Source organism: Rhodococcus sp. NPDC019050, assembly GCF_055664235.1.
In genome coordinates, this window is record NZ_JBVOON010000006.1 from 19,138 (window position 1) to 45,068 (window position 25,931).

General features: G+C 67.9%; 26 protein-coding genes, 1 pseudogene and 1 riboswitch. Of the genes and pseudogenes, 9 read left to right on the forward strand and 18 right to left on the reverse strand.

The features are described from left to right. Positions 1-11: 11 nt before the first annotated feature. The gene (locus AC0B44_RS08985; protein WP_471902554.1) at positions 12-371 is read right to left on the reverse strand and encodes a DUF3263 domain-containing protein; all 360 of its coding nucleotides are present in this window, start codon (positions 369-371) and stop codon (positions 12-14) included. Between the two features lie 130 nt (positions 372-501). Between AC0B44_RS08985 and AC0B44_RS08990 the strand changes: the two genes are divergently transcribed. The 3 genes from AC0B44_RS08990 to AC0B44_RS09000 are packed head-to-tail and all read left to right on the forward strand — an operon-like array spanning position 502 to position 2,931. Beyond that, entirely contained in the window at positions 502-1,107 is a 606-nt protein-coding gene (locus tag AC0B44_RS08990) for a peptide deformylase (protein ID WP_471902555.1), read from the forward strand. Next, the gene (locus AC0B44_RS08995; protein ID WP_471902556.1) at positions 1,097-2,065 is read left to right on the forward strand and encodes an N-acetylglutamate synthase, CG3035 family; all 969 of its coding nucleotides are present in this window, start codon (positions 1,097-1,099) and stop codon (positions 2,063-2,065) included. Before AC0B44_RS08990 ends, AC0B44_RS08995 begins: the two co-directional genes overlap by 11 nt. Before the next feature lie 53 nt (positions 2,066-2,118). Beyond that, entirely contained in the window at positions 2,119-2,931 is an 813-nt protein-coding gene (locus AC0B44_RS09000; protein ID WP_471902557.1) for an exodeoxyribonuclease III, read from the forward strand. Positions 2,932-2,949: 18 nt separating this feature from the next. Here the strand turns inward: AC0B44_RS09000 and AC0B44_RS09005 are convergent, their stop codons facing one another. Beyond that, entirely contained in the window at positions 2,950-3,321 is a 372-nt protein-coding gene (locus tag AC0B44_RS09005) for a GNAT family N-acetyltransferase (protein WP_471902699.1), read from the reverse strand. Between the two features lie 155 nt (positions 3,322-3,476). Between AC0B44_RS09005 and thiD the strand changes: the two genes are divergently transcribed. Continuing rightward, positions 3,477-4,322 (forward strand): bifunctional hydroxymethylpyrimidine kinase/phosphomethylpyrimidine kinase, encoded by an 846-nt coding sequence (thiD, locus tag AC0B44_RS09010; protein WP_471902558.1) that lies wholly within the window; start codon positions 3,477-3,479, stop codon positions 4,320-4,322. Positions 4,323-4,343: 21 nt separating this feature from the next. On the opposite strand, the pseudogene AC0B44_RS09015 reads toward thiD, so the two are convergent. The 6 genes and pseudogenes from AC0B44_RS09015 to thiO all read right to left on the reverse strand — a co-directional run bounded on the left by AC0B44_RS09015 (position 4,344) and on the right by thiO (position 9,698). Beyond that, a pseudogene (locus AC0B44_RS09015) lies at positions 4,344-5,836 on the reverse strand (M20/M25/M40 family metallo-hydrolase). Between the two features lie 40 nt (positions 5,837-5,876). After that, a complete protein-coding gene (locus tag AC0B44_RS09020) occupies positions 5,877-6,644 on the reverse strand; it encodes an ABC transporter permease (RefSeq protein ID WP_471902700.1) in 768 nt (255 codons plus the stop codon). An 8-nt stretch (positions 6,645-6,652) separates the two neighbouring features. Then, the gene (locus tag AC0B44_RS09025; protein ID WP_471902559.1) at positions 6,653-7,582 is read right to left on the reverse strand and encodes an ABC transporter ATP-binding protein; all 930 of its coding nucleotides are present in this window, start codon (positions 7,580-7,582) and stop codon (positions 6,653-6,655) included. Positions 7,583-7,631: 49 nt separating this feature from the next. Then, positions 7,632-8,429, reverse strand: coding sequence for a thiazole synthase (gene thiG / locus AC0B44_RS09030; protein ID WP_471902560.1), 798 nt, complete (start codon positions 8,427-8,429; stop codon positions 7,632-7,634). After that, positions 8,422-8,637, reverse strand: a complete 216-nt coding sequence (thiS, locus tag AC0B44_RS09035; protein WP_471902561.1) for a sulfur carrier protein ThiS — start codon at positions 8,635-8,637, stop codon at positions 8,422-8,424. The genes thiG and thiS overlap by 8 nt, the downstream gene beginning before the upstream one ends. Continuing rightward, positions 8,634-9,698 carry a glycine oxidase ThiO gene (gene thiO / locus AC0B44_RS09040; RefSeq protein ID WP_471902562.1) on the reverse strand — a complete coding sequence of 355 codons (1,065 nt, stop codon included), beginning with the start codon at positions 9,696-9,698 and terminating at the stop codon, positions 8,634-8,636. Before thiO ends, thiS begins: the two co-directional genes overlap by 4 nt. Then, positions 9,695-9,807, reverse strand: a riboswitch (TPP riboswitch). (Overlaps the previous gene by 4 nt.) A 28-nt stretch (positions 9,808-9,835) precedes the next feature. On the opposite strand from thiO, the gene thiE reads away from it, so the two are divergent. Then, positions 9,836-10,525 carry a thiamine phosphate synthase gene (thiE, locus tag AC0B44_RS09045; protein ID WP_471902563.1) on the forward strand — a complete coding sequence of 230 codons (690 nt, stop codon included), beginning with the start codon at positions 9,836-9,838 and terminating at the stop codon, positions 10,523-10,525. 4 nt (positions 10,526-10,529) lie between these two features. Here thiE and AC0B44_RS09050 read toward each other — a convergent pair whose 3' ends face one another. Then, positions 10,530-11,387 (reverse strand): NUDIX hydrolase, encoded by an 858-nt coding sequence (locus tag AC0B44_RS09050; protein ID WP_471902564.1) that lies wholly within the window; start codon positions 11,385-11,387, stop codon positions 10,530-10,532. Between the two features lie 136 nt (positions 11,388-11,523). On the opposite strand from AC0B44_RS09050, the gene AC0B44_RS09055 reads away from it, so the two are divergent. From AC0B44_RS09055 to AC0B44_RS09065, 3 genes are read left to right on the forward strand one after another with little or no spacing between them, the layout of a single operon-like run. Beyond that, on the forward strand, positions 11,524-12,876 hold the full coding sequence (locus tag AC0B44_RS09055; protein ID WP_471902565.1) for a hypothetical protein: 1,353 nt from the start codon (positions 11,524-11,526) through the stop codon (positions 12,874-12,876). Beyond that, a complete protein-coding gene (locus tag AC0B44_RS09060) occupies positions 12,873-13,844 on the forward strand; it encodes a glutamate ABC transporter substrate-binding protein (RefSeq protein WP_471902566.1) in 972 nt (323 codons plus the stop codon). The genes AC0B44_RS09055 and AC0B44_RS09060 overlap by 4 nt, the downstream gene beginning before the upstream one ends. A 7-nt stretch (positions 13,845-13,851) precedes the next feature. Beyond that, the gene (locus AC0B44_RS09065) at positions 13,852-16,134 is read left to right on the forward strand and encodes a serine/threonine-protein kinase (RefSeq protein WP_471902567.1); all 2,283 of its coding nucleotides are present in this window, start codon (positions 13,852-13,854) and stop codon (positions 16,132-16,134) included. Positions 16,135-16,137: 3 nt separating this feature from the next. On the opposite strand, the gene AC0B44_RS09070 is transcribed toward AC0B44_RS09065, so the two are convergent. From AC0B44_RS09070 to AC0B44_RS09080, 3 genes are read right to left on the reverse strand one after another with little or no spacing between them, the layout of a single operon-like run. Then, positions 16,138-16,800 carry an SRPBCC family protein gene (locus tag AC0B44_RS09070; protein WP_471902568.1) on the reverse strand — a complete coding sequence of 221 codons (663 nt, stop codon included), beginning with the start codon at positions 16,798-16,800 and terminating at the stop codon, positions 16,138-16,140. A 27-nt stretch (positions 16,801-16,827) separates the two neighbouring features. Beyond that, on the reverse strand, positions 16,828-17,322 hold the full coding sequence (locus tag AC0B44_RS09075; protein ID WP_471902569.1) for a (2Fe-2S)-binding protein: 495 nt from the start codon (positions 17,320-17,322) through the stop codon (positions 16,828-16,830). Continuing rightward, the gene (locus AC0B44_RS09080; RefSeq protein ID WP_471902570.1) at positions 17,319-17,840 is read right to left on the reverse strand and encodes a xanthine dehydrogenase family protein molybdopterin-binding subunit; all 522 of its coding nucleotides are present in this window, start codon (positions 17,838-17,840) and stop codon (positions 17,319-17,321) included. Before AC0B44_RS09080 ends, AC0B44_RS09075 begins: the two co-directional genes overlap by 4 nt. Positions 17,841-17,843: 3 nt before the next feature. Here AC0B44_RS09080 and AC0B44_RS09085 point away from each other — a divergent pair, with 3 nt between their 5' ends. After that, positions 17,844-18,143, forward strand: coding sequence for a substrate-binding domain-containing protein (locus AC0B44_RS09085; protein WP_471902571.1), 300 nt, complete (start codon positions 17,844-17,846; stop codon positions 18,141-18,143). A 20-nt stretch (positions 18,144-18,163) separates the two neighbouring features. On the opposite strand, the gene AC0B44_RS09090 is transcribed toward AC0B44_RS09085, so the two are convergent. The 6 genes from AC0B44_RS09090 to AC0B44_RS09115 form a co-directional block, all read right to left on the reverse strand. Beyond that, positions 18,164-19,372, reverse strand: a complete 1,209-nt coding sequence (locus tag AC0B44_RS09090; protein WP_471902572.1) for an acetate kinase — start codon at positions 19,370-19,372, stop codon at positions 18,164-18,166. Continuing rightward, complete coding sequence (gene pta / locus AC0B44_RS09095; protein WP_471902573.1) at positions 19,369-21,453, reverse strand: phosphate acetyltransferase; 2,085 nt, start codon at positions 21,451-21,453, stop codon at positions 19,369-19,371. Before pta ends, AC0B44_RS09090 begins: the two co-directional genes overlap by 4 nt. 66 nt (positions 21,454-21,519) lie before the next feature. After that, positions 21,520-22,533: a glucose-6-phosphate dehydrogenase (coenzyme-F420) gene (fgd, locus tag AC0B44_RS09100; RefSeq protein WP_471902574.1), complete on the reverse strand. Its 1,014-nt coding sequence runs from the start codon at positions 22,531-22,533 to the stop codon at positions 21,520-21,522. 105 nt (positions 22,534-22,638) lie between these two features. After that, the gene (locus AC0B44_RS09105; protein ID WP_471902575.1) at positions 22,639-23,787 is read right to left on the reverse strand and encodes an LLM class flavin-dependent oxidoreductase; all 1,149 of its coding nucleotides are present in this window, start codon (positions 23,785-23,787) and stop codon (positions 22,639-22,641) included. Next, entirely contained in the window at positions 23,784-24,554 is a 771-nt protein-coding gene (locus tag AC0B44_RS09110) for a DUF1684 domain-containing protein (RefSeq protein ID WP_471902576.1), read from the reverse strand. Before AC0B44_RS09110 ends, AC0B44_RS09105 begins: the two co-directional genes overlap by 4 nt. After that, positions 24,551-25,921, reverse strand: a complete 1,371-nt coding sequence (locus AC0B44_RS09115; protein WP_471902577.1) for an NtaA/DmoA family FMN-dependent monooxygenase — start codon at positions 25,919-25,921, stop codon at positions 24,551-24,553. The genes AC0B44_RS09110 and AC0B44_RS09115 overlap by 4 nt, the downstream gene beginning before the upstream one ends. Positions 25,922-25,931: the final 10 nt, after the last annotated feature.

A 25,931-nucleotide genomic window follows, 5' to 3' on the forward strand; every position in this document is an offset into this window, starting at 1 on the left:
CTGACGCTCGGCTAGCGCGTCGTTTCGAATCCGAGGCGTCGGGCGGCGCGCGCCTTCTGCCGGCTGGCACGCAGCCGCCGGAGACGTTTGACCAGCATGGGGTCGGCGGCGAGGGCCTCCGGCCGGTCGATGAGCGCGTTGAGCACCTGGTAGTAGCGGGTTGCGGAGAGCCCGAACAGCTCCTTGATGGCTTCTTCCTTGGCACCGGCGTATTTCCACCACTGCCGCTCGAAGGCCAGTACGTCGTGGTCGCGACGGCTCAGGCCGTCGTCTCCGACCGCGTTCGGATTCGCCCCGCCGACGATCTCGTCGTCAGTGCGCTGGGGCTCTGCACCGGACCGGCCCCCATCGTGCGCTGCTGCGCCGTCCATGTCACTCCTCGAAGCGTCGAATCACCCGGCTGACAATTACACCCGTGTGTTTCCGATCGTTATTGAACCACGCGGGCCGGACACACACCGGCCCGCCGAGCACCTCGGTCGCGCACTATCCTGTTCCACCATGGCCATTCTTCCGATCGTCATCGTCGGCGACCCCGTCCTGCACAACCCGACCGAACCGGTGACCGAATCACCCGCCGAACTCGCCGAGTTGATCGCCGACATGTACGAGACGATGGATGCCGCGAACGGGGTCGGCCTCGCGGCCAATCAGGTGGGCGTCGCAAAGCGCCTCTTCGTCTACGACTGCCCCGATCGGGACGCATCCGGGAAGGTGGCCCGCCGCCGCGGCGCCGTCGTCAACCCGGTGCTGGAGACCTCGGAGATCCCCGAGACCATGCCCGACCCCGAGGACGACCTCGAGGGTTGCCTGTCGGTCCCCGGCGAGAACTTCCCGACGGGCCGCGCCGAGTGGGCCAAGGTCACCGGCACCGACGCCGACGGCAACCCCGTCGAGATCGAAGGCCACGGCTTCTTCGCGCGGATGCTGCAGCACGAGGTCGGACACCTCGACGGCTTCCTCTACGTCGACATGCTGATCGGCCGCAACGCGCGTGCCGCCAAGAAGACCATCAAGCGCGCCGGATGGGGAGTCCCCGGTCTGACGTGGCTGCCCGGAACGGTCGAGGATCCGTTCGGGCACGACGATGACGACGATGACGACTGACGGACCCGTCGCAACCGGAGTACCGCTCGGGAGCCGGGTGGTGCTGCGGTACCGCTTGCCCGCGGGGTACAGCCATCCCATGACGGACGTGCTCGGCGAACTCGTCTCCGTCGACCCGGTCGTCGCGGTGCGCACCGCCGACGACCGGCTCGTGCAGGTCTCGCCGAGTGCGGTCGTGGCCCTGAAGCCGATCGGAACCCGTCCGATCCGCACCTCCGAGATCCGCTCGCTGGAACACGCTGCGGCCGCGGGATGGCCCGGGCTGGAACAGGGTTGGATCGACGGCTGGTTCGTACGAGCGGGTGGTGGGTTCACCGGCCGCGCGAATTCGGCGTCCCCGATCGGGGAACCGGGCACCGTTGCCGACCCGGCCGACCCCGAGGTGCGGGCCCGCCTGCGCGACTGGTTCGCCGCCCGCGGCCTGCCGCTGCGCCTCCTCGTCCCCGACCGGCTGGCCCGGATCCCGCAGGGCTGGCCCACCGGGGAGCGCGTCGTGGTGATGGGCGCGGACCTCGACAACGTGCCCCTGCCGGAGGGACCGGTCCCCGTCGGCATCACTGCGGAACCGGACGACGAGTGGCTGTCGCTGTACCGGGCCGGAACGCTGCCGCCGGTCGCGCGGGCGGTCATAGGCGCCGTCGCCGCCGGAAATCTCGGGTTCGGCCGGATCGGCGCGCCCGGGCAACCGCCTCTCGCCATCGGGCGGGCCGCGGTGACCCACGCTCCGGACGGCCGGCGCTGGGTGGGGTTGTCGGCCGTCGAGGTCGCGCCCGAGCACCGCCGCAACGGCCTCGGCACCCTGCTGTGCGGCGCGCTGCTGGGCTGGGCGCGCGGAGCAGGCGCGACCCACGCATATCTTCAGGTCCACGAGGAGAACGCGGGCGCACGCGCGATGTACCGCGAACTCGGCTTCGTCGACCACCACCACTACACCTACGCGACCGAACCGGCGGAGTAGCCGGACGAGATCGGGTCCGATCGCCGTCGGACCCCTCGCCTAGAGTTGTGGTCGTGCGATTGGCAACGTGGAATGTGAACTCGGTCCGGGCCCGGACCGACCGGATCGTCGACTGGATGCAGCGGACGGACACCGATGTGCTCGCCATGCAGGAGACGAAGTGCAAGGACGAACAGTTCCCGCACGAGCGGTTCGAAGAACTGGGATACCAAGTTGCGCACGTCGGGCTGAGCCAGTGGAACGGTGTCGCCATCGTGTCCCGCGTCGGCCTGGAGGACGTGCAGATCGGCTTCGAGGACCAGCCCGGCTTCTCGAAGGATCCCGAGATCACGCCCGCACTGGAAGCGCGCGCCATCGGCGCGACGTGCGGCGGCGTGCGGGTGTGGAGCCTGTACGTCCCCAACGGCCGCGCGCTCGACGATCCCCATTACGCCTACAAGCTCGACTGGCTCGCGAAACTTCGCGCCGACGCCCAGACCTGGCTCTCCGCGAACCCTGATCAGCAGATCGCCCTGGTCGGCGACTGGAATGTCGCGCCCACCGACGACGACGTCTGGGATCCCGCGTTCTTCGAGGGTAAGACGCACACGTCGCGACCCGAGCGCGACGCCTTCGATGCGTTCGCCGAAGCCGGCTTCACCGACGTGGTGCGGCCGCACGCGCCCGGTCCCGGTGTGTACACCTACTGGGACTACACCCAGTTGCGGTTCCCCAAGAAGCAGGGCATGCGCATCGACTTCGTGCTGGGTTCGCCGGCGTTCGCCGCACGGGTCACCGGCGCCGAGATCGATCGCAACGAACGCAAGGGCAAGGGCGCGAGCGACCACGCGCCCGTCATCGTCGATCTCGCGGACGACACGGCGTAACCGGGGGCGGTGGCGCGGTCAGGCACCTGCCCTGCGCGCGACCGGCCTGCGCGCGACAGGGCCGGGCTTCACCACGACGTTCTCGTAACCGGTGTGGGAGTCGAGGTAGCGCTGCACATAGGTGCAGATGGGCCGGACCCGCCAACCGCGGCGCCGGGCGATATCGAGGGAGCCGCCCACGAGGACGGCCGCGAGTCCGCGGTGACCGAAGTCCTCCACGATCACGGTGTGCATGAAGTCCACGATCGGATCGCACGGACCGGGCACTCCGGAGGGACAGTTGGTGTCGTAGTAGCCGAGTATGCCGACGAGATCTCCGTTGAGCCGCAACTCGAAGCGGTTCTGATCGGCATTGTCGGACACATCGGCGCTCGGCGTACTGGTGTCCAAGAGCATCTCCAAGCGGCTTTTCCTGATCGAACTGTGACCTGGAACACTATAGAACACGTTCCTGACAGAACTTCGCGGCTCCCGCCTTTTCGTGACGCGCCCGCCTCGGAGCCGCTGCCGGGGGTGAGTCTCCACAGCCTCGGTAGGGTGAGCGCGTGGAACTTCTGCCCTTGTCACGTGCCGGTGAAACCCCGGTTCGCGCGCTCACCATCGCAGGCACCGACTCCGGCGGAGGCGCCGGAATCCAGGCCGACTCCCGCACCATGGCGATGTGCGGCGTGCACGCCTGTGTCGCCGTCGCCGCCGTCACGGTTCAGAACTCGGTCGGAGTCGAAGGGTTTCACGAGATCCCTCCGGAGACCGTCGCCGCGCAGGTCCGGTGCGTCGTCACCGACATCGGTGTCTCCGCCGCCAAGACCGGGATGCTCGCCTCCACCGCGATCATCGAGGCCGTCGCCGAGGTGTGCACCGAGGTGGGTATCGGACGTGGACTGCCGGTACCGCTCGTCGTCGATCCGGTGTGCGCCTCGATGCACGGCGACCCGCTGGTCCACGCCGACGCTCTCGACGCGATCCGCACCGTGCTGATCCCGCGGGCCACCGTCGTCACCCCCAACCTCGACGAGATCCGCCTCATCACCGGGATCGAGGTCGTGGACGACCCGTCGGCACGACGCGCGGCCGAAGCACTCCACGCGCTCGGCGCGCAGTGGTCCATCGTCAAGGGCGGGCATCTGCGCACGTCCTCGGCGAGCACCGATCTGCTGTTCGACGGCGACCGCTTCCTGGAATTCAGCACTCCCCGGATCGACACGGGCAACGACCACGGCGGTGGCGACACGCTGGCCGCCGCGATCGCCTCCGCCCTCGCGCACGGCCGTTCGGTGCCCGACGCGGTGGCGTTCGCGAAGGAATGGATCACCAAGTGTCTCGAATGGTCCTACGACCTGGGGCACGGCCACGGACCGGTCAATCCCTTGTGGCGACTTCAGGAGAAGTGACCTCCCCCGCGTGGATCGTCGTCACTCGGTGAAGGGCGCGCGTGCCTGCACTCGCGCGTCGCCGACGGGCACTCCGTCCGGCCCTTCGACCGACTGCGCGTAGAACGCCGTGCCGTAGCCCACCGCCGCGGCGGCCGCGGCTAGCGCGGCGCGGTCCACGTTCGCGGTGTCGTCCTGCGCGGTGTGGTAGTTCGGATCGAAGGTCTCCCCGGCCGTACCACCCCACAGTTCGGCCTGTTCGTCGCTCTTGACCTCGTCGGCCCCGCTGAACACACCGCCGGCGGGAATACCGGCGGCGACGAACGGCCCGTAGTCGGACCTGCCGTCGAAGTCGGTGCCGGAGACGGCGATGCCACGTTCGTCGAAGAATCGGGCGAACGTCCGCTCGATCCCGGCCGAGCCCTCCGGTCCCGGTCCTTCTCCCTCGCCGTCGGAGTCGTCGCCGTCGAAGACGAGGTACCCAGGATTGGGGGAGCCGAGCATGTCGAAGTTGAGGTACAACGCGATGGCGCGACGTTCGTCGTCGGACAATCCTTCGACGTACCGGGTGGACCCGACGAGCCCGACTTCTTCCGCACCCCAGAACGCGAAGCGCACCTTGTTCGTGACGGCCGGGTCCGCACCGAGTTGCCGGGCGGTTTCGAGCACCGCTGCGACCCCGGTGCCGTTGTCGTTGATGCCCGGCCCCTCCGGCACGCTGTCGAGGTGCGCGCCGACGACCACCACGTTGTCGGACGATCCGGTGGTGGTCTCGGCGATCACATTGCGCGACGTGCGACTCTCGATCGTGGTGTCGAGGACGAGTGTGAGCGTCGGTGCCTGCGCGACCGTGTCGGCGTCCGCGGTGGCCAGTCCGCCCACGGGGATTCGCGGATCGTCGCCTTCGGACAGTCCTGCGTCGGCGAGCGGTCCGTCTTCGTTGTTGACGACCAGCAGTGCCGCCGCTCCGCGATCCGCGGCGACCTGCTCCTTCACCGTGAAGGTGCACGCACCGCGGTCGACGAGCACCACCGATCCGGCAACTCCTTCGACGCCGTCGTAGTCCTCCGGCTCGCACCCGGGCGTCTCGTCGGCCGGAACCCGCACGGGCCGTGCGGTCAGTCCGTCCGGCCCGGTCGACGGCGAGAAGCCCAGTGCGCGCACGTCCGGGAGCGGCCGCCCGCATCGAGGCTCTCCGTCACCACCTCGAATGCGTTCACCTCGAATTCGGGTGTCTGCACGTCGAATCCGGAGTCGCGGAGCAGGCCCGCGACATAGTCCACACTCGCGTCGTACCCGGAGGTTCCGAGCGCGCGGTTGCCGTCGTGCTCGCCGGCGATCCGTTCGAGTTCGGTCAGATGTGCCGTGACCGCGTCGATCTGCACCGTGTCCGCGAACGCGGACGGGTCGAGGGAAGACTCCCCCGACCCGTCGGGTTCGACGCTTTGCGAATTGCCTTCCGCCGCACATCCCGTCACCAGCGCCAGCGCAACCACGATCGCCGCCCCCGCCTGCCCCCACAGTCCCCGCATCATGGCCAGAGGGTAATCCACCGACTACGACCGCGCGCGTCGGTCAGGCGTCGCGCCTGTTCACCACCACCAGCGACAGCGCGAACACCACCACGGTGAAGACCGCGAAATAGATCATGGAACCCCATGGTCCCCAGTGGAATTCGATGCCCTGTTCCAGGCTGAGGAAGTTGTTGGCGTTGGCGAACGGCAGGAACGGCTGGATCTCCCGCCCGACCGATCCGAACAGTCCGAACAACGACTCGATCAGCAGAGGCCACAGGAGCAGCAGGGCGATCGTCCCGGCGGACTGGCGCAGCAATGTGCCCACACCCACCGCGAGCACGACACAGAAGAACGCATAGATCGGAATGCCGTAGAGCGCCCGCCATGCCGCCTCACCACTGAGGACGAGTTCGCGTCCCGCATCCGGTCCCGCAAGGGCCTTCGCCAGCAGGAACGATGCGATACCGAGGACGCCCGTGAGGATCGCGCCCAGCACCCCGATCAATCCCGCTTTGACGATGAGAAGCAACGTCCGGTTGGGAGTGGCCTGGAAGGTCGTGCGAATGACCCCGAACCGGTACTCGCTGGTGACCGACAAAGCCGCCAGGATCATCAGCACCAACACGCCGAAGCCGGTGATCCCGCTGACCGCGACGTCGACGGTGGGATAGAACTGCCCCACTTCGTCCTGCATGGTCAGCGAACTGCGGGCGACCGATCCGAGAATCGCGGACAGTCCCAGCCCGAGCGCGATGATCGCCACGGTGCACCACAGCGGCGATTGCACCGAGGTGAGCTTGATACGTTCCGCCCGCAAAGTGTCCAGCACGGCCATCACAGTCCGCCTTTCATGACGTCGTCGATTCCGCTGCCGTGGAACTCCACGTCTCCACCGGTAAGTTTCATGAATGCGTCCTCTAGGGACGCGTTACGGCTGGACAGTTCGTGCAGCACGATCGAGCGCGACGCGGCGAGTTCACCGATCTCCGCGATGCCCACACCTGCCACCAGCAGCGCACCGTCCTCCTCGCGGACGGTGTGCCCGCGCTCGGTGAGCGCACCGCGCAACTCGTCCGCCGACGGGCTGCGCACCACGACGACCGACTCGGAGGCACGGTCGACGAAGTCCTTCACCGAGGTGTCGGCGATCAGGCGTCCCCGCCCGATGACGATCAGATGGTCGGCGGTCTGCGCCATCTCCGACAGCAGGTGGCTCGACACCAGCACGGTCCGGCCCTCAGCGGCCAGCGCGTGCATGAAACGCCGGATCCACATGATGCCCTCGGGGTCGAGCCCGTTGACGGGTTCGTCGAAGAGCAGGACCTGCGGATCACCCAGCAACGCCGCGGCGAGACCGAGCCGTTGCGACATGCCGAGGGAGAAGCCCCCGGCGCGTTTTCCGGCGACCTCGGTCAGGCCGACCTGGCGCAGCACCTCGTCCACGCGCGAGGCGGGCAGCCCGTTGGCCGCCGCCATCCACCGCAGGTGCGCGCGCGCCGTCCGGTTGGGGTGGACCCATTTGGCGTCGAGGAGTGCGCCCACCGTCTGCAGGGGCCGCGTCAGACTCCGGTACGGCTTGCCGCCGATGAGGGCGCTGCCCGACGTCGGCCGGTCCAGCCCCAGGATCATGCGCATCGTCGTCGATTTCCCGGCGCCGTTGGGCCCGAGAAATCCGGTGACAATTCCCGGGCGGACCGTGAACGTCACATCGTCGACCGCGGTAGTGGACCCGAAGGTCTTCGTCAGTCCGGTCACTTCGATCATGGGCCCTACTCTGCCCGATCACGATCATCTGTGCAGCTGCCGCCCCGTGTCAGGGCTCGAGAGGTGACGATGCCTGTGCCCAGAATCGTTTCGGGATGCGGCCGGCATGTCGCGCGCGGAAGCCCGCCTCGACCGCGTGCCGCATCGCCGAAGCCATCAGCGCAGGGTCCTTCGCGCGTGTGACGGCGGTAGCGAGCAGCACCGCGTCGCAACCCAATTCCATCGCGAGCGCAGCGTCGGATGCGGTGCCGATACCGGCGTCGAGGATCACCGGCACCCCGGCGGCCTCGACGATCATCTCGATGTGATGCGGGTTCGCAATGCCCAGCCCCGTCCCGATGGGAGAGCCGAGCGGCATCACCGCGGCACAACCGATGTCCTCGAGACGACGGGCGAGCACGGGGTCGTCGGTGGTGTACGGCAGCACCACGAAGCCGTCGTCCACGAGTTGCTCTGCCGCCGCGACCAACTCGATCGCGTCGGGTAGCAGGGTGCGTTCGTCGGCGATGACTTCGAGCTTGACCCAGTCGGTTTCGAGTGCCTCGCGACCGAGTTGGGCGGTGAGCACCGCCTCGTTCGCGCCGCGGCAGCCGGCGGTGTTCGGCAGCAGCGCGATCCCCAGGCGGCGCACCAGATCGAGCACGCCGGTGCCCGATGTCGCGTCCACCCGTCGCATCGCGACCGTCGTCAGTTCGGTACCGGAGGCGACCAGCGACTCCTCGAGCGCCGACAGGCTCGAAGCCCCGCCGGTTCCGGTGATCAGACGCGACCCGAAGGAACGACCCGCGATGGTCAACGGCGGCAGGTCCGCCGGATCACCGGACGCACCCCCGTGGAACTCACCCACCCTGGACCGCCGTGAGGATCTCGATGCGGGCGCCTGCGGGGACCTGCTCGGCCCAGCGACTGCGCGGGAACACCACACCGTCGACAGCGACCGCGATGCCCTTCTCCGGCAACCCCATGTCCGCCAGAAGCTCCGCCATCGTCGGTGCGACCGCGAATTCCTTGTCCTCGCCGTTGACGGTGATACCGACGCCGACACTCTTCGTCATTGCGCACTCACTTCCGTGAATCGTCGAGGGGAAGCGGACTTCACCTCGGTCAAGGGATCTTCGGACAACTCTGCGAGCACCGCGTCGACGGTGAGCGGCGTGAGCAGCACACCGTTGCGGCCGTGCCCGGTCGCGGCGATCACCCGCTCCGACAACCGGCCGATCAAGGGCAGGTTGTCCGGCGTCATGGGACGCAGCCCCGCGCTCGCCTCGTGCAGTTCGTATTCGCCGATCGCGGGCAGCAGCGCCTCGGCGTCGGCGATCAGGTCCCGCACTCCCGCGACGGTCACCTGGGTGTCCGCCGCCTCGTACTGGGTGGCACCGACGACGAGACCGTCGCGTCGCGGCACGAGATAGGCGGGCCGGCCGTGGATGCTGCCCCGAATCGTGCGCTGCGGCAGAGGAGTCGCACCGGGACGCATCCGCAACCGCAGGATCTCGCCCTTGACGGGCCGCACCGGCAGTCCCGGCCACAGCCGCGACGACGCGGACCCGGCAGCGAGAATCACGCGGTCGTCAGCGAGATCGGTGAGGTCGGCGACCGGCGCCGCGGAGAACCGGACACCGGCGTCGGCGGCCGCACCGCGAAGCGCGACGACGAGAGCCCGGTTGTCCACGGACAGTTCCGCAGATGCCAGCAACCCGAGCCGGATGCGCGGTCCCAGCGACGGTTCGAGTTCGCGCACTTCGGCGCGGGAGAGCACCCGCATCTCGTGTCCCTGTGCCTGCACCCATTCGGCGACCGTGCGCAGGTCCGCGGCGTCTGCCGCGTCGAGAGCGACGGTCATGGAGGCCGTGGAGGTCACCAGGTCGGCGCCGGTCTCGTCGCGCAGGAGCGCGGCGAACCGCGACCATCGTTGAAGCGACGCGGCACCGAGTTCGAGGACGTCACCTTCGCCGGGCCACCCCTCCGACAGCGGAGCGAGCATGCCGCCGGCCACCCAGGACGCACCCGCGCCGGGATCGGGGTCGTGGACGGTGACGGTGTATCCCGAGCGGGCCGCGCGCCACGCGATCGACAGGCCGATCACGCCGCCACCCACGACTGCCACTGTTGTCATCGGTCCACCTCACTCCCTGCGCCGGCATGATCCGGTTCAGGTCATAACGGTCGGGGCCGGCAGGCCCCCTCTCAGCCCCGTGTACCTCGGGACTCCCGTGTCGTATCTCGTCTACCCGAGAGGTTACCGTCTTGACCGTGACCACCTACCGCGGCAACCATCCCGATCCTCGCGCCCGTCTCGCGACTGCCCGGCTGTATCTGTGCACCGACGCTCGTCGCGACACCGGCGACCTCGCCCGATTCATCGACGAGGCGCTGAGCGGCGGTGTCGACATCGTCCAGTTGCGTGACAAGGGTTCGGCGGGTGAGAAGAAGTTCGGGCGGCTCGAGGCTCGCGACGAACTCGCCGCCCTCTCGATCCTGGCCGACGCGTGCGCGCGGCACGGTGCGCTGCTCGCGGTCAACGACCGGGCAGACATCGCGCTCGCTGCCGGGGCCGACATTCTGCACCTCGGCCAGGGCGACCTGCCGGTCGAGCACGCGCGGAGCATCCTCGGCGACGACATCGTGATCGGTCGCTCGACGGGGACCCGTGGCCAGGCGTCGCTGGCCGACATGGAGGAAGGCGTCGACTACTTCGCGTCGGGTCCGGTGTGGGACACCCCGACCAAACCGGGACGTCCCGCTGCCGGCCTGACCGTGCTCCGGGAGGTCCACAACTCGCATCCCCGCAGGCCCTGGTTCGCGATCGGTGGCATCGACCTCGAACGTCTCCCGCAGGTGCTCGAGGCGGGCGCCACCCGGATCGCGGTCGTGCGGGCGATCACCGAGGCCCCCGATCCGCGCGCCGCCGCCGCCGCGTTGAAGGCCGCGCTGCCCGAGTAGCGACCTATCGGAGCCAGGCCAGCACGGCCGACGGGGGCAGTGCCACCGCGTCGTCCGGCAGCCTGTCTCGCAACCCGCGATCGGCGGTCACCACGACCGTCACCGAAGGATCGACCGCGGTCGCGGTGCTTGCCGCGAGGCGGGCCAGTTCGTCGTCGCCGCTGCCGTCCGCGGTGTGCACGGGGATGCGGGCGTCGTCCGTCGTCGCCGCGCGGGCAGCTCCTTCGAGGACCACCTCGACCCGCGGTACCCATCCGAACAGACCGTCCGGAAGCTCGACGGTGCGAGGGAGCGCCGCCGCGAGATCTGCCAGCAGAGCAGTGGTCGCGCCCGGACGATCCCGCCACCAGCCCGTCGGGCCGGTCGAACCGAGGACGTTGGCGGTGTCGAGGAACATCCGGACGGGCCGGGTGCGCAGCGCCGGCCAGGCTTCGGCGAAACCGGCGTGCAACGGCATCTCCTCGACCTGGTGTTCGGGCACCCACCGCAGTTCCGTGCTCTCCCCGTTGAGGGTGGTCGCGAGCGGCGCGGCGGCATCGGCGACCACCGTGGTGTAGGTCCAGCCGTCGGTCGTCCCGGAGGTGATACGCACGGCGCGGACGGCGAGTGCGGCCACCTCGATACCGGCTTCCTCGTGGGCTTCGCGGACCGCCGCGTCGACCGTGCTCTCGTGCGAGTCGCGGGCACCGCCGGGCAGCGCCCACGTTCCGCCCTGATGGCTCCAGGCCGCGCGGTGCTGGAGGAGAACCGCGGGTGTCCCGTCGGGGAGCGGCGCGCGCAGCAGCAATCCGGCGGCACCGTGCCGCCCCCACCGCTTGTCACCGTCGGGCCCGACGGCCCAGCCGTCCCCGTCACCGCGCATCGTGTCCGTCTCCCTGCTCCCGGCCGTCACGGAGGTGGTCGGGGCACCGAGATCCCGTGTCCGTGGTCGGCAACATTCTTTCGCGTACTGCTTATATGCTCCACAAACTGGCAACCTCGAGAAGGAGGGTTATGCGGTGGATATTCGCCTGACCCCCACTATCCTGCCGGTCGAGAGCCACGCCAAGCGTACCGAGGATCGGAAGAATCCGGTTGTGCGCGCGGCCCGGTGGCGGGGCATGCTCCGGACCACTCCCGTCCTCTTCGTGGTCCTCGCGGGTGTGCTCGCGTTCCTGCTCGTCGCGTCCTGTGTGGTGACAGTGCAGCTCGTGGATGCGCGTCAGGACACCCACGGCCGATTGCTCGCGACCATCGAGCCTCTCGCGAACGCCTCGCAGAATCTGTACAGCGCGCTGTCCGTCGCGGACGCCGCCGCCGTGACCGGCTTCATCTCGGGTGGGATCGAGCCGGCCGACGTCCGGGAACGCTATCTCTCAGCGGTCGCCGAGGCCTCCGACCATCTGGTGGTCGCAGCGACCGGTCTGACCGCGAACGATGCCGACAGCACCCGGAACCTCACCGAGATCGGGCGAATGCTGCCGGTCTACACCGGGCTGATCGAGACTGCGCGCACGAACTCCCGCATCGGCAATCCGGTCGGCTCCGCGTATCTCGCCGAGGCGTCGTACATGATGCAATCGGTGTTGCTTCCCGCGGCCCAGGAGCTTCAGACCGAAGGTGTCGCCGCGGTGGAGGCCACCCAGCGCGCGGCGGTCCGGCCCCCGTGGGTGGCGATCGGACTGTTGCTCGTGACCGTCGCCGCGCTCGTCGCGGTCCACGTTCTCGTCAGCCGCAAGACCCGCCGCACGTTCAACCCCGGGTTGCTCGTGGCCAGCGCGGGCGCCGGGTCGTTGCTCATCTGGTTGCTGGTCGCGGGGTTGGTGTCCTCCGGTGCGACGGCACGTGCGCTCGAACAGGGCGCCGAACCTCTCGCCGTCCTCACGGAGAGCCGGATCCTCGCCCAGCAGTCGCGCACCGCCGAAACGCTGCTGCTCGCCCAGCGCCACATCACCAGCGCGTACGACGGGACGTACGAGGAGAGGATCACCCGCCTCGGCGATCTTCTCGAGCGGTACGGCGGGCCCGGCACGAGCGACGCGGGGGCCGCGGCGGTGGACCGGGCCCAGGCCGCCCGCGAGGCGTGGATCAACTCGCATGCTCGAACGACGGACGCGCTCGAGCGCGGCGATTATGCGGCGGCGGTCGTCCTCGCGATCGGGCCGGGACCGGACGAATCGGCGGCACAGTTCACCGCGCTCGACGATGCCCTGTCGACCGCGATCGAGGAGTCCCGGGCCGAACTCCGCGACAACGAATCGCGTGCTTCGCGTACGTTGTCCGGGCTCGTGCCCGCGGCGGTGATCCTGGTGGTCGTCGCGCTCGCGGGCACAGGTATCGGTCTGTGGCGACGGATCAAGGAGTACCAATGATCGTCCGGCGCGCATCCGTACTCTGCGTTGCACTCTGCGCTGTCGCGGCAGTGCTGTCCGCATGTGCCACCCAGCCTCCCGCTGCGACATCCGTGGTCGAGACGAGCGAGAACACCTTTCCGCTTCCGGAGGGTGCCGAAATCGCCGACCCGTCTGCCGGATCACCGGCCTCCCCGTCCTGCGGTGACCCCACCGCGAGTCTGCGTCCGGACGGCGTCACCACCGGGCCGACCCTCGACGCGATCCGCGCGCGGGGACGCCTGATCGTCGGACTCGACGCCGGGAGCAACCTGCTCAGTTATCGCGACCCCGCGACGGGGGAGATCACCGGATTCGACGTCGACATCGCTCGCGAAATCGCCCGTGATCTCCTGGGCAACCCCGACCTCGTCGATTTCCGGATCCTCAGTTCCGCGGAACGTGAGGAGGCGCTGCAGAGTTCGACGGTCGACATCGTCGCGAAGACGATGAGCATCACGTGTGCGCGACGCGAACTGGTGGATTTCTCGACGACGTACCTGCGTGCAGACCAGCGAGTGCTGGTGGTGAGGAATTCCGGCATACGCGATGTCTCGGATCTCGTCGGGCGACGGGTGTGCATCGTCGACGGCACCACGTCGCTGGAACGGATGCGCAACGTGCAGCCCTCCGCCCCGATTCTGACGGTCCCGTCGTGGGCGGACTGCCTCGTCGTTCTGCAGCAGGGGCAGGTCGACGCCGTGAGCACCGACGACACGATCCTCGCGGGTTTCGCCGCCCAGGACCCGTACCTCGAAGTCGTCGGTGAATCGCTCGGCACGGAGTCGTACGGAATCGGCATCACCCGCGGTAACGACGATCTCGTCCGCTTCGTCAACGGCACGCTCGAGCGTATCCGCGCCGACGGCACGTGGACCGAGTTGTACGACAGGTACCTTTCGGTATTGGGGCCTGCGCCGGAGCCTCCGGCCCCCACGTACGTGGATTGAGGAAGTGATGTCCGGTAACCGCACGCCCGACGACGCCGAAGCCGCTGCGGCGAACGCGCCGGGCGACACGGCACCGGGCCAGGGCACGCAACGGGCCCCGCTGCCGGTCACCGGCCCGTCCGAGCGATCGGTCCCCTCGCAGCGGACGGCGAGCCGCCGCAGCCGGACGCGCGCCACCGGACGTCGCCGGATCGCAGGGCTCGTCGATGTCCCGGTCGCCGCCCCGCAGGATCCGATGCAAGCCGTTCTGCGCAATCCGCATGTCGCCGAGGGCAAACGGTTCTGCTGGAAGTGCGGGGAACCGGTGGGCCGCACCACCCCGTCCGGGCCGGCGCCGGCGACCGGCACGTGCCCGCACTGTGGATCGCCCTACTCGTTCACTCCGGCGCTGACACGCGGGGATCTCGTGGCGGGCCAGTACGAGATCCAGGGGTGCCTGGCCCACGGCGGACTCGGCTGGATCTATCTCGCCGTGGACCGCAACGTCAGCGATCGGTGGGTGGTGCTCAAAGGGTTGCTGCATTCGGGTGACGCCGAAGCGCAGGCGGTTGCCGTGGCCGAGCAGCACTTCCTCGCGGAAGTCAGCCACCCGAACATCGTCAGGATCTACAACTTCGTGGAGCACCCTCTCCCCGACGGCACACCCATGGGTTACATCGTCATGGAGTACGTCGGCGGGCACACGCTGCGCGAAGTACTCGACACGTACATCAAGCCGCAACGCATGCCGGTGGAGCAAGCTATCGCCTACATGCTGGAAGTCCTTCCGGCACTGCAGTATCTGCACGACATCGGTCTCGTCTACAACGATCTCAAACCCGAGAACATCATGGTGACCGACGAGAAAATCGAACTCATCGACCTCGGCGCGGTCGCAGGCATCGAGGACTACGGCTACCTGTACGGCACCCCGGGCTATCAGGCACCCGAAATAGTGCGGACCGGCCCGACCGTCGCGAGCGACATCTACACCGTGGGCCGGACACTCGCGGTGCTGACACTGGAGATGCCGTCGGAGAAGGGCCGCTACCTCGACGGACTACCTGCCCCGGCGAAGGCCCCGCTCCTCACCGAATGCGACTCCTTCCATCGTCTGCTGCTACGCGCGACGAACGAGGACCCCACGCAGCGTTTCTCGTCGGCCGACGAGGTCGCCGGCCAGTTGACGGGGGTGCTCCGCGAGATCCTGTCGCAGCAGACCCGCACCGAACATCCCGGTTTCTCCACGGTGTTCAGCCCGCAGCGCACCACTTTCGGTACCGACGAAGCCGTGGCCCGCACCGACGTACTCGCCGACGGCGTCGACCGGGTGGTGATGCTCTCTTCCCGCGATGTCACGGCCGCGCTGCCCGTCCCGCTGCTCGATCCCGCCGATCCGAGTGCCGCGCTGCTCACCGCCGCCGTGCACAGCGAACCTCAGCAGACGCTCGATTCGTTGCGGCACGCCCGCGACAACGGACTCGAGCGTGTCGCGGGGACCACGGATGTCGCCTTCTCCCGTGAGATCACCCTCGCCGAAGTGCGCGCGAATCTGGATCTGGGACGGGGAGAACAGGCCATCGAGATCCTCGCCCGGCTCGAACGGGACGTCGGCGCGGACTGGCGCATCGACTGGTACGCGGGCAATGCCGCGCTGCTGCAAGAGGATTACGAGACGGCATTCACGCGTTTCGACCGTGTTCTGCAAGCGCTTCCGGGCGAACTGGCGCCCAAACTCGCGTTGGCCGCCACCGCAGAACTCACCCTCGAACATTGGGAGAGCGACGATCCCGCGGCGTGGCGGGTCTTCTGCGAGAACTTCTACCGAACGGTGTGGCGCACCGACCACAGTGTGCTCAGCGCCGCGTTCGGCCTCGCGCGTCAGCTCGCACGGCGAGGGGAGATCGGTGACGCCGTCGACGTCCTCGACCAGGTCCCGCACACGTCACGACACCACAACGTCGCGAACATGACCGCAGCCCTGATCCTTCTGCGCGACGGCAAGATCGACGAGCTGACGGATGCCGACCTTCTCGACGCCGCTCACCGAGTGTCGTCGCTTCCCACGGACGAGGGCCGCGCCCTCCAGATGCGCGCTCTGGTTCTCGGGACCGCGCTCGAGTGGGTGCGCACCGGGCACTCCCCGCGGCGGGACCACGATCGCATCCTCGGCAGCCGCTTCACGGAGAACGGACTGCGCCGCGGTACCGAGGCCGCACTGCGGGAACTTGCCCGCAAGTGTCCCTCGCGCACCCACCGCTACACCCTGGTCGATCTCGCGAATGCCATCCGCCCCCGCAGTCTGATCTGATGCCTACCGCCGGCCGAAGGCGCGGGTGACCAGCCAGCCCTCCACCATCCCGGCGAGGAACACGGCGGTGACGAGCCCGTACTTGCGTGCGGGAGCGGGAAGCAGTGCCATCGCGTCGAACTCGCCGGCCGCGAGAGGAGCCGCCGCCGGAGCGGTGTGCACGCCGGCGGGAGTGCCGGGGACCGGGGCGGTTCCCGCCACGACAGGTGTCGCCTGGGGACCGCCCGCCAGCATGGCACCGAGGTTCACGGCGAACTGCTGCAGCACCTTGTTCGACACGGCCACGATCGCACCCTTACCGAAGGAGACGATCTTGCCGCTGATCACCAGGTCTGTCCGGAGCGTCAAGCGCGAACCCGCGCCCCTCGGCTCGATGGTGATCGCGACTTCGGCTTCGGCGTCCCCGTTGCCGTGCGAGTCGGCGCCCTTCGCCGCCAGCCTCAACGTCTTCGCATCGGGATCGATCTCGAGAAAGCGGATCGTGCCCGAGTACGACGCACTGATAGGCCCGACCTTGACCTTCACTCCCCCGAGAAAGGTGTCGCCGTCCTTGCCGGTGATCGCAGCGCCCGGCACACAGGTGGCGACTCTTTCGACATCGTCGTTGATCAACCGGAACACGTCGTCCGCGGAAGCGTCGATGTCGAGCGTATTGGTCAGTAACACAGCAGTTCTCCGTTTCGGGGGCAGGTATCAGGATTTCGGGCAGGCGGCGCACCGACGTTGCTCGGCGCACGAGTCGATTGCCTCCACGATGGTCTGATAGCCGGTGCAGCGGCAGTAGTTCGAGGCGACGACCTCGCGGATCTCGTCCTTGGTTGCGTCCGGGTTCTCGGCGAGATAACCCTCGGCGAGCATCAGGAATCCCGGAGTACAGAAACCGCACTGCAGACCGTGGTGATCGGCGAACGCCTGTTGCATATCGCTCAGCGTGCCGTCGGGGCTCAGCGACTCGACGGTGCGGATCTCCGTGTTCTCGACCTGCGCTGCGAAGGTGAGGCACGCCCGGGCGGGCTTGCCGTCGATGAGAACGGTGCAGGCTCCGCACACTCCGTGTTCGCAGCCCACGTGCGTACCCGTCAATCGCAGGTCGTGCCGCAACACGTCGACGAGGGTGCGGCGTGGTTCGGTGATCACCTCGTGCTCGACACCGTTGACGGTCAATTCGATCAATTGTTTGTGGCTCATGCGATTTCCTTCCGCAGGGCGCGTTGCACGGCTACCGGCGTGATCGGCGTGTTGTTCAACTCGACACCGGTTGCGCGCAGTCCGTCGTTGACGGCATTGAGCACGGCGGCGGGTGCGCCGATCGTGCCACCCTCACCGGCGCCCTTTGCACCGGATTCGGTGAACAGACAGGGAGTTTCGAGATGGTGGATCCCGATCTCGGGGATTTCACAGGCCGTCGGAACCTTGTAGTCGATGAAGCTTGCGCACAACGGGTTCCCGTTGTCGTCGTAGGAGACCTGCTCGAACAATGCTCCCGCGATGCCTTGGGCGATGCCACCGCGGCACTGTCCTTCGACGACCTTCGGGTTGATCGCAACGCCGCAATCCTCCGCGCAGAAGTACCTGAGGATCTCGACTTTCCCGGTGCCCTCGTGCAGTTCCACCACGACACCGTGCGTCGCGTTGGAGAACGTTCCGTCGTTGAACACGTCGAAGCTTGCCGTCGCGGACAAGCCCGGATCGATGCCCTTGGGCATCAGGTGTGGCTACCCGAGCCGCCGACCGCGATCTTCGCAGCCAACGACTTCAGCGCGATCGGCGTACTCGGGGTTCTGCGCGAACGTTCGCTGCGACCGGGGCGAGACATAGCGGTCGTGGGCTACAACGACATTCCCATCTGCAGCGAACTGACGATTCCGCTCACGACCGTACACAGCCCTCACCGGGAGATAGGTGCGCACGCGGCCGAGATGCTCCTCGCGGTCACTCACGGACTACCGGCGTCCTCGGTCGCGCTGACGCCCCGGCTCGTCGTGCGGCAATCCACGGTGCCCGTCTAGCGAACAGACACCGCGGATCACTACGCGAATTGTGCTGCAGCACGGGCGATTGCGAGCTCCTCGTTCGTCGGGATCACGAGCACTTCGACGGCCGAATCGTCGGCGGAGATCCGTCGCTCCCCACCGCCGGAGCTTTCGTTGCGTTCGGGATCGACGACGATACCGAGCCGTTCGAGGCCCGCGAGCGCGTCGCGCCGGACGTCGGCATTGTTCTCCCCCACCCCTGCGGTGAAGATGATCTGATCCGCTCCGCCCAACTCGAAGACGTACGCACCGATGTACTTCCGCAGTCGGTGCACATAGACGTCGTACGCGACCTTCGCGTCTTCGTCGCCTTCCTCGATGAGGCTCAGGAGGGCACGGAAGTCGTTGACGCCCGAGAGTCCGCGCAGACCGGACCTTCTGTTGAGCAGGTCGTCGATCGCGTCGACCTTCATCCCCGCGACACGATTGAGGTGCATGACCACGCCGGCGTCGATGTCGCCGGTCCGCGTGCCCATGACGAGTCCCTCGAGAGGGGTCAGTCCCATCGACGTGTCGATCGGACGACCTCTCTCGATTGCCGATGCGGAGGCTCCGTTACCGAGGTGCAGCACGACCTGGTTCAGATCTGCCTGGTCGCGACCTGCGAACGCCGCTGCGCGCTGTGAGACGAATTCGTGCGACGTTCCGTGGAAGCCGTATTTCCGGATGTCGTGCTCGCGAGCGATGTTCCGCTCGAGCGCGTACGTGGCGGCCGCTGCCGGCAGCGCATGGAAGAACGCGGTGTCGAAAACGGCGACATGGGGAATGTCGGACAACTCCTCCCGCGCGACCTCCATGCCGACGGCGTTCGCGGGATTGTGCAGGGGAGCGAGGATTGCCAGTTCGGCAACGGCCTTCACCACGTCGTCGTCGACGAGGACGGGCTCGTTGAACACGGTGCCGCCGTGGACGACCCGATGCCCGACCGCGACGATGCCTGCATCGTGCAGCGGGCGGCCGAGTTGTTCGAGCATCTCGAGCACGGTGCGCAAACCGGCCCTGTGGTCGGTGATCTCGCCGTTCACTTCTTCGGTTCCGGTGGTGTGGTGGAAGACGATCCGCCCCTCGGGCTCGCCGATGCGCTCGATGAGCCCGTACGCGACGGCTTCCCCGGTTTCGGGGTGGATGAGCCGGAACTTGATCGACGACGAACCCGAGTTGAGTACCAGGACGGTGCCTGCGGTCTCAGGGGTGGGGGTGCTCACGATTCGTCTCCCTGTGCCTGGATCGCGGTGATCGCGATCGTGTTGACGATGTCCTGGACCAGCGCGCCGCGCGACAGGTCGTTGACCGGCTTGTTCAGTCCCTGAAGTACCGGGCCGATCGCCACGGCGCCGGCACTGCGCTGCACCGCCTTGTACGTGTTGTTCCCGGTGTTGAGGTCGGGGAAGATGAACACCGTGGCGCGTCCGGCCACCTCGGAGTCCGGGAGTTTGGCGCTGGCGACCGTCGGTTCGATCGCGGCGTCGTACTGGATAGGTCCTTCCACCGCGAGGTCGGGACGGCGTTCCCGGACGAGCCTCGTGGCTTCTCGCACCTTGTCGACACCTGCGCCCGAACCGGATTCTCCGGTCGAATACGACAGCATTGCGATGCGCGGTTCGATCCCGAACTTCGCGGCCGTTGCGGACGACGAGATGGCGATGTCGGCGAGTTGATCGGCGGTGGGTAGCGGCACGACCGCGCAATCGCCGTACGCGAGGACCCGGTCGGACAGGCACATCAGGAAGATGCTCGAGACCGTCGAGACTCCGGGCTCGGTCTTGATGATCTCGAAGGACGGGCGGATGGTGTGCGCCGTGGTGTGCGCAGCGCCGGACACCATTCCGTCGGCCAGTCCGAGATGGACCATCATCGTTCCGAAATACGAGACGTCCCGCATGATCTCGGTTGCGCGGTCGAGAGTCATGCCCTTGTGTTCGCGGAGCCGGTGGTACTCCGCGGCGAAACGCTCACCGAGGTCGGAGGTGCGGGGGTCGACGATCTGGGCGCGGGAGAGATCGACTCCCAGTTGCGCTGCGCGTTGCCGGATCGCGGGCTCGTCACCGAGGATGGTCAGTTCCGCGATGTGCCGCTGAAGAACTCGTCCCGCGGCCCGAAGGATGCGGTCGTCTTCACCCTCGGGCAGCACGATGTGCCGGGGCGCGCTGCGAGCCCGGTCGATGAGTTGGTACTCGAACATCTGAGGGGTGGTCACCGACAACCGGGGCAGCCGCAAGCGCTCGAGCAGCGCGGCGGTGTCGACATGCTGTTCGACGAGGGCGAGCGCGGTGTCGATCTTCCGCTGCGCGCCGAGCGCCATGCGTCCGCGGGTGCGGTCCGCTGCGGAGGCGGTGTCGAACGTACCGAGATCGGTGGTGAGGATCGGCAGGTTCGAGCCGAGACCGGACAGGAGCTGTGCGATGGCGGGGTGCGGAAGCAGCCCGCCGTTCATGATGATGCCGGACAGCGTCGGAAAACCCTCTGCCGCATTGGCATTGACGAGAGTCAGGATGACGTCGGACCGGTCTGCCGGTGCGATGACCACGACACCCTCGGTGATGCGTTCGAGGATCCGCTCGGCGGTCATGCCCCCGACCATGATGCGCAGCGCTTCCCGCTGCAGCAGGTCGGGGTCGCCGCTGTAGAGCTTGCCGCCGATCGCCGTCTGCAGTTCTGCGACGGTCGGTGCGTTGAGAATCGGCACTTCCGGCAGGGTCCACACCGGTTCCTTCCGGCCGGACAGTGCGGCAGCGACCTCCTCGAGCGCGTCCGGGGGACACCGGTTCACGACGACAGCGCTCAGGTGCGCGTGATGGAACGCCAGTTCCGACGCGCACAGGTCGGCGAGATGGGCGATCTCCTCCGGAGTCCGGCGCGCACCACGCAGCACCAGCAGCACGGGCGCGTCGAGGTTGGCGGCGACGCGTGCGTTGTAGGCGAGTTCGCTCGGGTTGGCGATTTCGGTGAAGTCGCTACCGACGATCACCACGGCGTCGCACCGGTCGGCGACGCCGTGGTACTTGGTCACGATGTCGCTGAGCGCCGCCTCGGGGTCGGCGTGCACCTCGTCGTAGGTCACGCCGACGCAGTCGTCGTAGCCGAGATCCGCGGTGGTGCGCTCGAGCAGCAGTTCGAGGATGTGGTCGGTGTCGCTGTCGGATCGGGCGATGGGGCGGAAGACGCCGACACGGGCGGTGGAAGCGCACAGCGTCTGCAGCAACCCCAGGGCGACCGTCGACTTCCCGGTGTCACCTTCCGGGGCTGCGATGTAGATGCTCGACACGGAATCTCCAGCAGCACTCATGACTGCCACCCTAATGCGGGGTGCCCCGTCGAGGAGGACACCCCGCATCGATCACGTGGAGATCGTTCAGGCGAGCGCGCGCAGACGCGGCGCGAGATCCCGTTCGAACAACTCCAGAAACCGCCGCTGATCATGACCGGGCGCGTGGAACACCAAGTGATTCATTCCCGCATCCACGTACGACCGCACCAACTCCACGGCTTCATCCGGATCCGACGCCACGATCCACCGCTTCGCTACCTGCTCGATCGGCAAGGCGTCCGCCGCCGCCTCCATCTCGATCGGGTCGTCGATGCTGTGCTTCTGCTCCGCCGACAAGGACAACGGCGCCCAGAATCGGGTGTTCTCCAGCGCCTTGTCCGGATCGGTGTCGTACGAAATCTTGATCTCGATCATCTTGTCGATCCCGGCCACATCCCGACCGGCCTTCTCAGCACCCTCCGCGACCGCCGGCAACAACTTCTCGGTATACAACTCCATGCCCTTGCCCGACGTGCAGATGAACCCGTCTCCCGCACGCCCGGCATACCGCGCCACCACGGGACCGCCCGCCGCCACGTACACGGGAATCCCGCCTTCGGGCACGTCATAGATCGATGCCCCCTTCGTCGAGTAGAACTCCCCCTCGAAGTCCACCCGGTCTCCGACCCACAACTGCCGCATCAACGCCACCGACTCACGCAACCGCGCAAACCGCTCCTTGAATTCCGGCCACTCCCCCGAATACCCGGTCGCGATCTCGTTGAGCGCCTCCCCCGTTCCCACACCCAGGAACACGCGACCCGGATACAGACACCCCATCGTCGCGAACGCCTGCGCAATCACCGCCGGGTTGTACCGAAACGTCGGAGTCAGCACCGACGTTCCCAACTGCAACCGCTCCGTCCGCTCGCCCACCGCGGTCATCCACGCCAGCGAGAACGGGGCATGCCCACCGTTGTGCCGCCACGGCTGGAAATGATCCGACACCGTCGCCGAATCCATCCCGTGCGCCTCCGCGAGCACCCCGAGTTCGACCAGCTCACGCGGCCCGAACTGCTCCGCCGACGCCTTGTATCCCAACTTCAATTCCTGAGCCACCGATTCCTCCGACCGTCGTAGGGCAACTTCCCCGAGTATGCCCCTCCGGTCGAGACCGTTGGCATCCCCGAAACGTTCGGGACGGACAGGTCCGGAACAACGGGGTCAAGCGGCGCGCAGTCTCTGCAATCCCCATTCCTGCGCCAGCAGTTCGTACGACCGCAACCGGTCTTCGTGCCGGTGCGTCACGGATGTGACGACCAGTTCGTCCGCCTCGGTCACGCGCCGCAACGTCTCGAGGCGCTCGGCGACCACCGACGGGGAGCCGACGAACTGGGTGATCAGGCGATCGTCGACGACGGCGCGCTGCTCGTCGGTGAGGGGCGGTGTGGTCGAAGGATCGGGGTAGGGCACGGCGCCGTGGCCGCTGCGGATGCTGTGCGTCCAGTGCCCGTAGGTCGACGCCAGTTCGGACGCGGTCGCGTCGTCTTCGGCGACCACCGCATCCGCGGACACCACGACGTACGGTTCCGGCAGGGTCGCCGACGGCCGGAACGCAGCCCGGTACGCGTCGACCGCTTCGACCGTGGTCCCCGGGCTCACGTGATAGTTGGCGCCGAACGGCAACCCGAGACGCCCGGCCAGTTCTGCCGACGGTCCCGCGCTGGAACCGAAGATCCACACCTCGGTGTCGGCGCCCTCCCCGGGGCTCGCATGCAGGTCCGTCCCGTCCGGCGCGGTGAACGTGCCGTCGAGAAACGCCAGGATGTCTTGGACCTGCTCGTCGAAGTCCGGTGCCTGCGCTCCCGGTTGCTGCAGTACCCCGAAGCTCGCGGCCAGTCGCGACGACGACAGCAGTTTCGCCGCCGAGAAGGGCGGCGGGATGACGAGCCCGTCCCGGACCTCGAGCGAGCGTGTTCGGGGTTCGGGCGCTCCGGAGGCAACAGCGGCGAGTGCCTCGACGCGTCGCTGTCCCGACCTGCCGAGTCCGAGATCGATCCGTCCCGGGTACAGCGCGTCGAGGGTGCCGAACGCCTCGACGATCCCGATGGCGGTGTTGTGGCCGAGTTGCACTGCGGCGGCGCCCACCCGGATCGTTTCGGTGGCGGCGGCCAGGGCGCCGATCAGCACGGCCGGCGACGACGAGGCGACCGCGACGAAGTGATGCTCGGCGACCCAGTACCGGCGGTAACCCCATGCTTCGGCGTGACGTGCCAGATCGACGCTGTTGCGCAGCGCCTGCGGAACGGTCGACCCCTCACTGACCGGAGACAGGTCCAGGACCGACAGTGGCACCGGGTTCGATGCGCTCATGCCGTGGCCTTCCCGGTGCGCGGATTGCGTTCGCCTGCTTCGACCGCGAACGGCAGACGGTTCTCCGCCGGTGCGATCGGGCAGGTCGCCGCGTCGGTGAAGGCGCACGGCAGGTTGGCGGCACGGTTGAAATCCAATACGACGCCGGCGTTCCCCTTCCGTTCCACTCGGAGCGTCCGTGCAGCCGGATAGGTGGTGACGCCACTGGTGGCGTCGGTGAACAGGATCTGCAGCGGTCCTTCGGGATCACCGAACGCGACGAGTTCGTGTTCGGCACCGTTGTGCCGGAAACGGACGACACCTGCCGCCCGGTGGTGGTGTTCGAGTCCGTCGACGACAGCGCCGGTGGTGACGACACGTTCCTCGTCGAACGGGCTGAACCGTCCCGTCAGGAGCCACGCCGGATCCGGGTCGTATGCCGGGATGTGTGTGAACGATGCGAAGGCGGGAGCCTCGCGGTCGTGGATGCGGATTCCGAATCGCCCGGTACGAGCGATGACCTCGACATATCCGCGGTCGAACTCCACTTCGATGCCGGGGGCGCCTTCGGCAGGTTCGAACCGGGTGGTCACCCCGTCGAGTTCCCGGACGACGGCCGCGTCTGCGACGTACCAGCGTCCGGGGGCTTCCTCGAAGTCGGTCGGGGTCTCGTCGAGCCAGTGCAGAGCGGTCAGGCTCAGCCAGCCCAGTGGCCGGTGCAGCGTTTCGTTGCGCTCGATGTGCCATTGCTGCCAGTCGGTGACGAACCGGTCGAGTGTCGTGGTCACGATGCCCGGACTCCTTCGGTGACGGTGTGGGGGTCGGTCAGCCCGAGGTGGCCCCGCAACGTGGTGGTCTCGTAGTCGGCGCGGAAGCTGCCGCGCTCCTGGAGAAGTGGCACGACCCGGTCGACGAACTCGTCGAGCCCTCCGGGTGTCAGGTGGGGCACGAGGATGAACCCGTCGCTCGCGTCGGTCTGCACGTAGAGGTCGATCTCGTCGGCGACCTGCTGCGGCGTCCCCACGAACTGCTGCCGCGCGGTGGTCTCGATGACCAGTTCGCGGATGCTCAGATTCTCGGCGTCCGCCTTTGCCTTCCAGACTCGGGCGACCGCGAGCGGGTCCTTGACGTGCCGCACCCGGCCGCGCGTGATGGTGACGTTGTCCTCGGGTTCCACGTCGGGCAGCGGTCCGTCGGGATCGTAGGACGAGAGATCCTTACCCCAGATCTGTTCGAGGAACGCAAGTGCGGTCTGCGGCCCGACCTGCTGCAACCGGATCTGCCGAGCCCGTTCCTGCGCGTCCTCGGCCGAGTCGCCGACGACGAACGTGGCGGCGGGGAGGATCTTCAGGTCGTCGTGACTGCGACCGTACTTGGCGAGCCTGCTCTTGACGTCCGTGTAGAACGCGCGGCCTTCCTCGAGCGTGCCGTGTCGGCTGAAGATCGCGTCGGCGCGGGCTGCGCCGAATTCGCGGCCTTCGTCGGAGTCCCCGGCCTGCAGCAGCACGGGGTGCCCCTGGGGGCTGCGCGGTATCTCGAAGCGTCCGCTGATATCGAACTGTGTCGAATGGATGTCGAAGGGAGTGATCGTGTCGTCGGACGCGAAAATGCCGCTGTCGCGGTCGATCACGGGAGCGCTGCCGTTCCAGCTGTCCCACAGCCGGCGCACCGCCTCGACCACCTCGTGCGCCCGGACGTAGCGCTGCGAATGATCGAGATAGCCACCGCGGCGGAAGTTCTCGCCCGTGAAGGCATCGGAGGACGTCACGAGATTCCAGGCGGCACGACCATCGGAGAGGTGGTCGAGGGTCGCGAACTGCTTGGCCAGTTCGTACGGCTCGTTGAACGTGGTGTTGATGGTGCCGGCCAGGCCCAGGTGCGTGGTTGCGCCGGCGAGCGCTTCGAGCACGGTGAGAGTGTCGGGTCTGCCCACCACGTCGAGGTCGTGGATGCGGCCGCGGTGCTCGCGCAGGCGCAGTCCTTCGGCGAGGAAGAAGAAGTCGAACTTGCCGCGCTCGGCGGTGCGTGCAAGGTGCAGGAACGATGCGAAGTCGATCTGGCTCTTCGACGCCGGGTCGGCCCAGACGGTCGTGTTGTTGACACCCGGGAAGTGAGCTCCGAGGTGTATCTGTTTGCGAATCGTGTTGCGTGACACTGATGCAGCC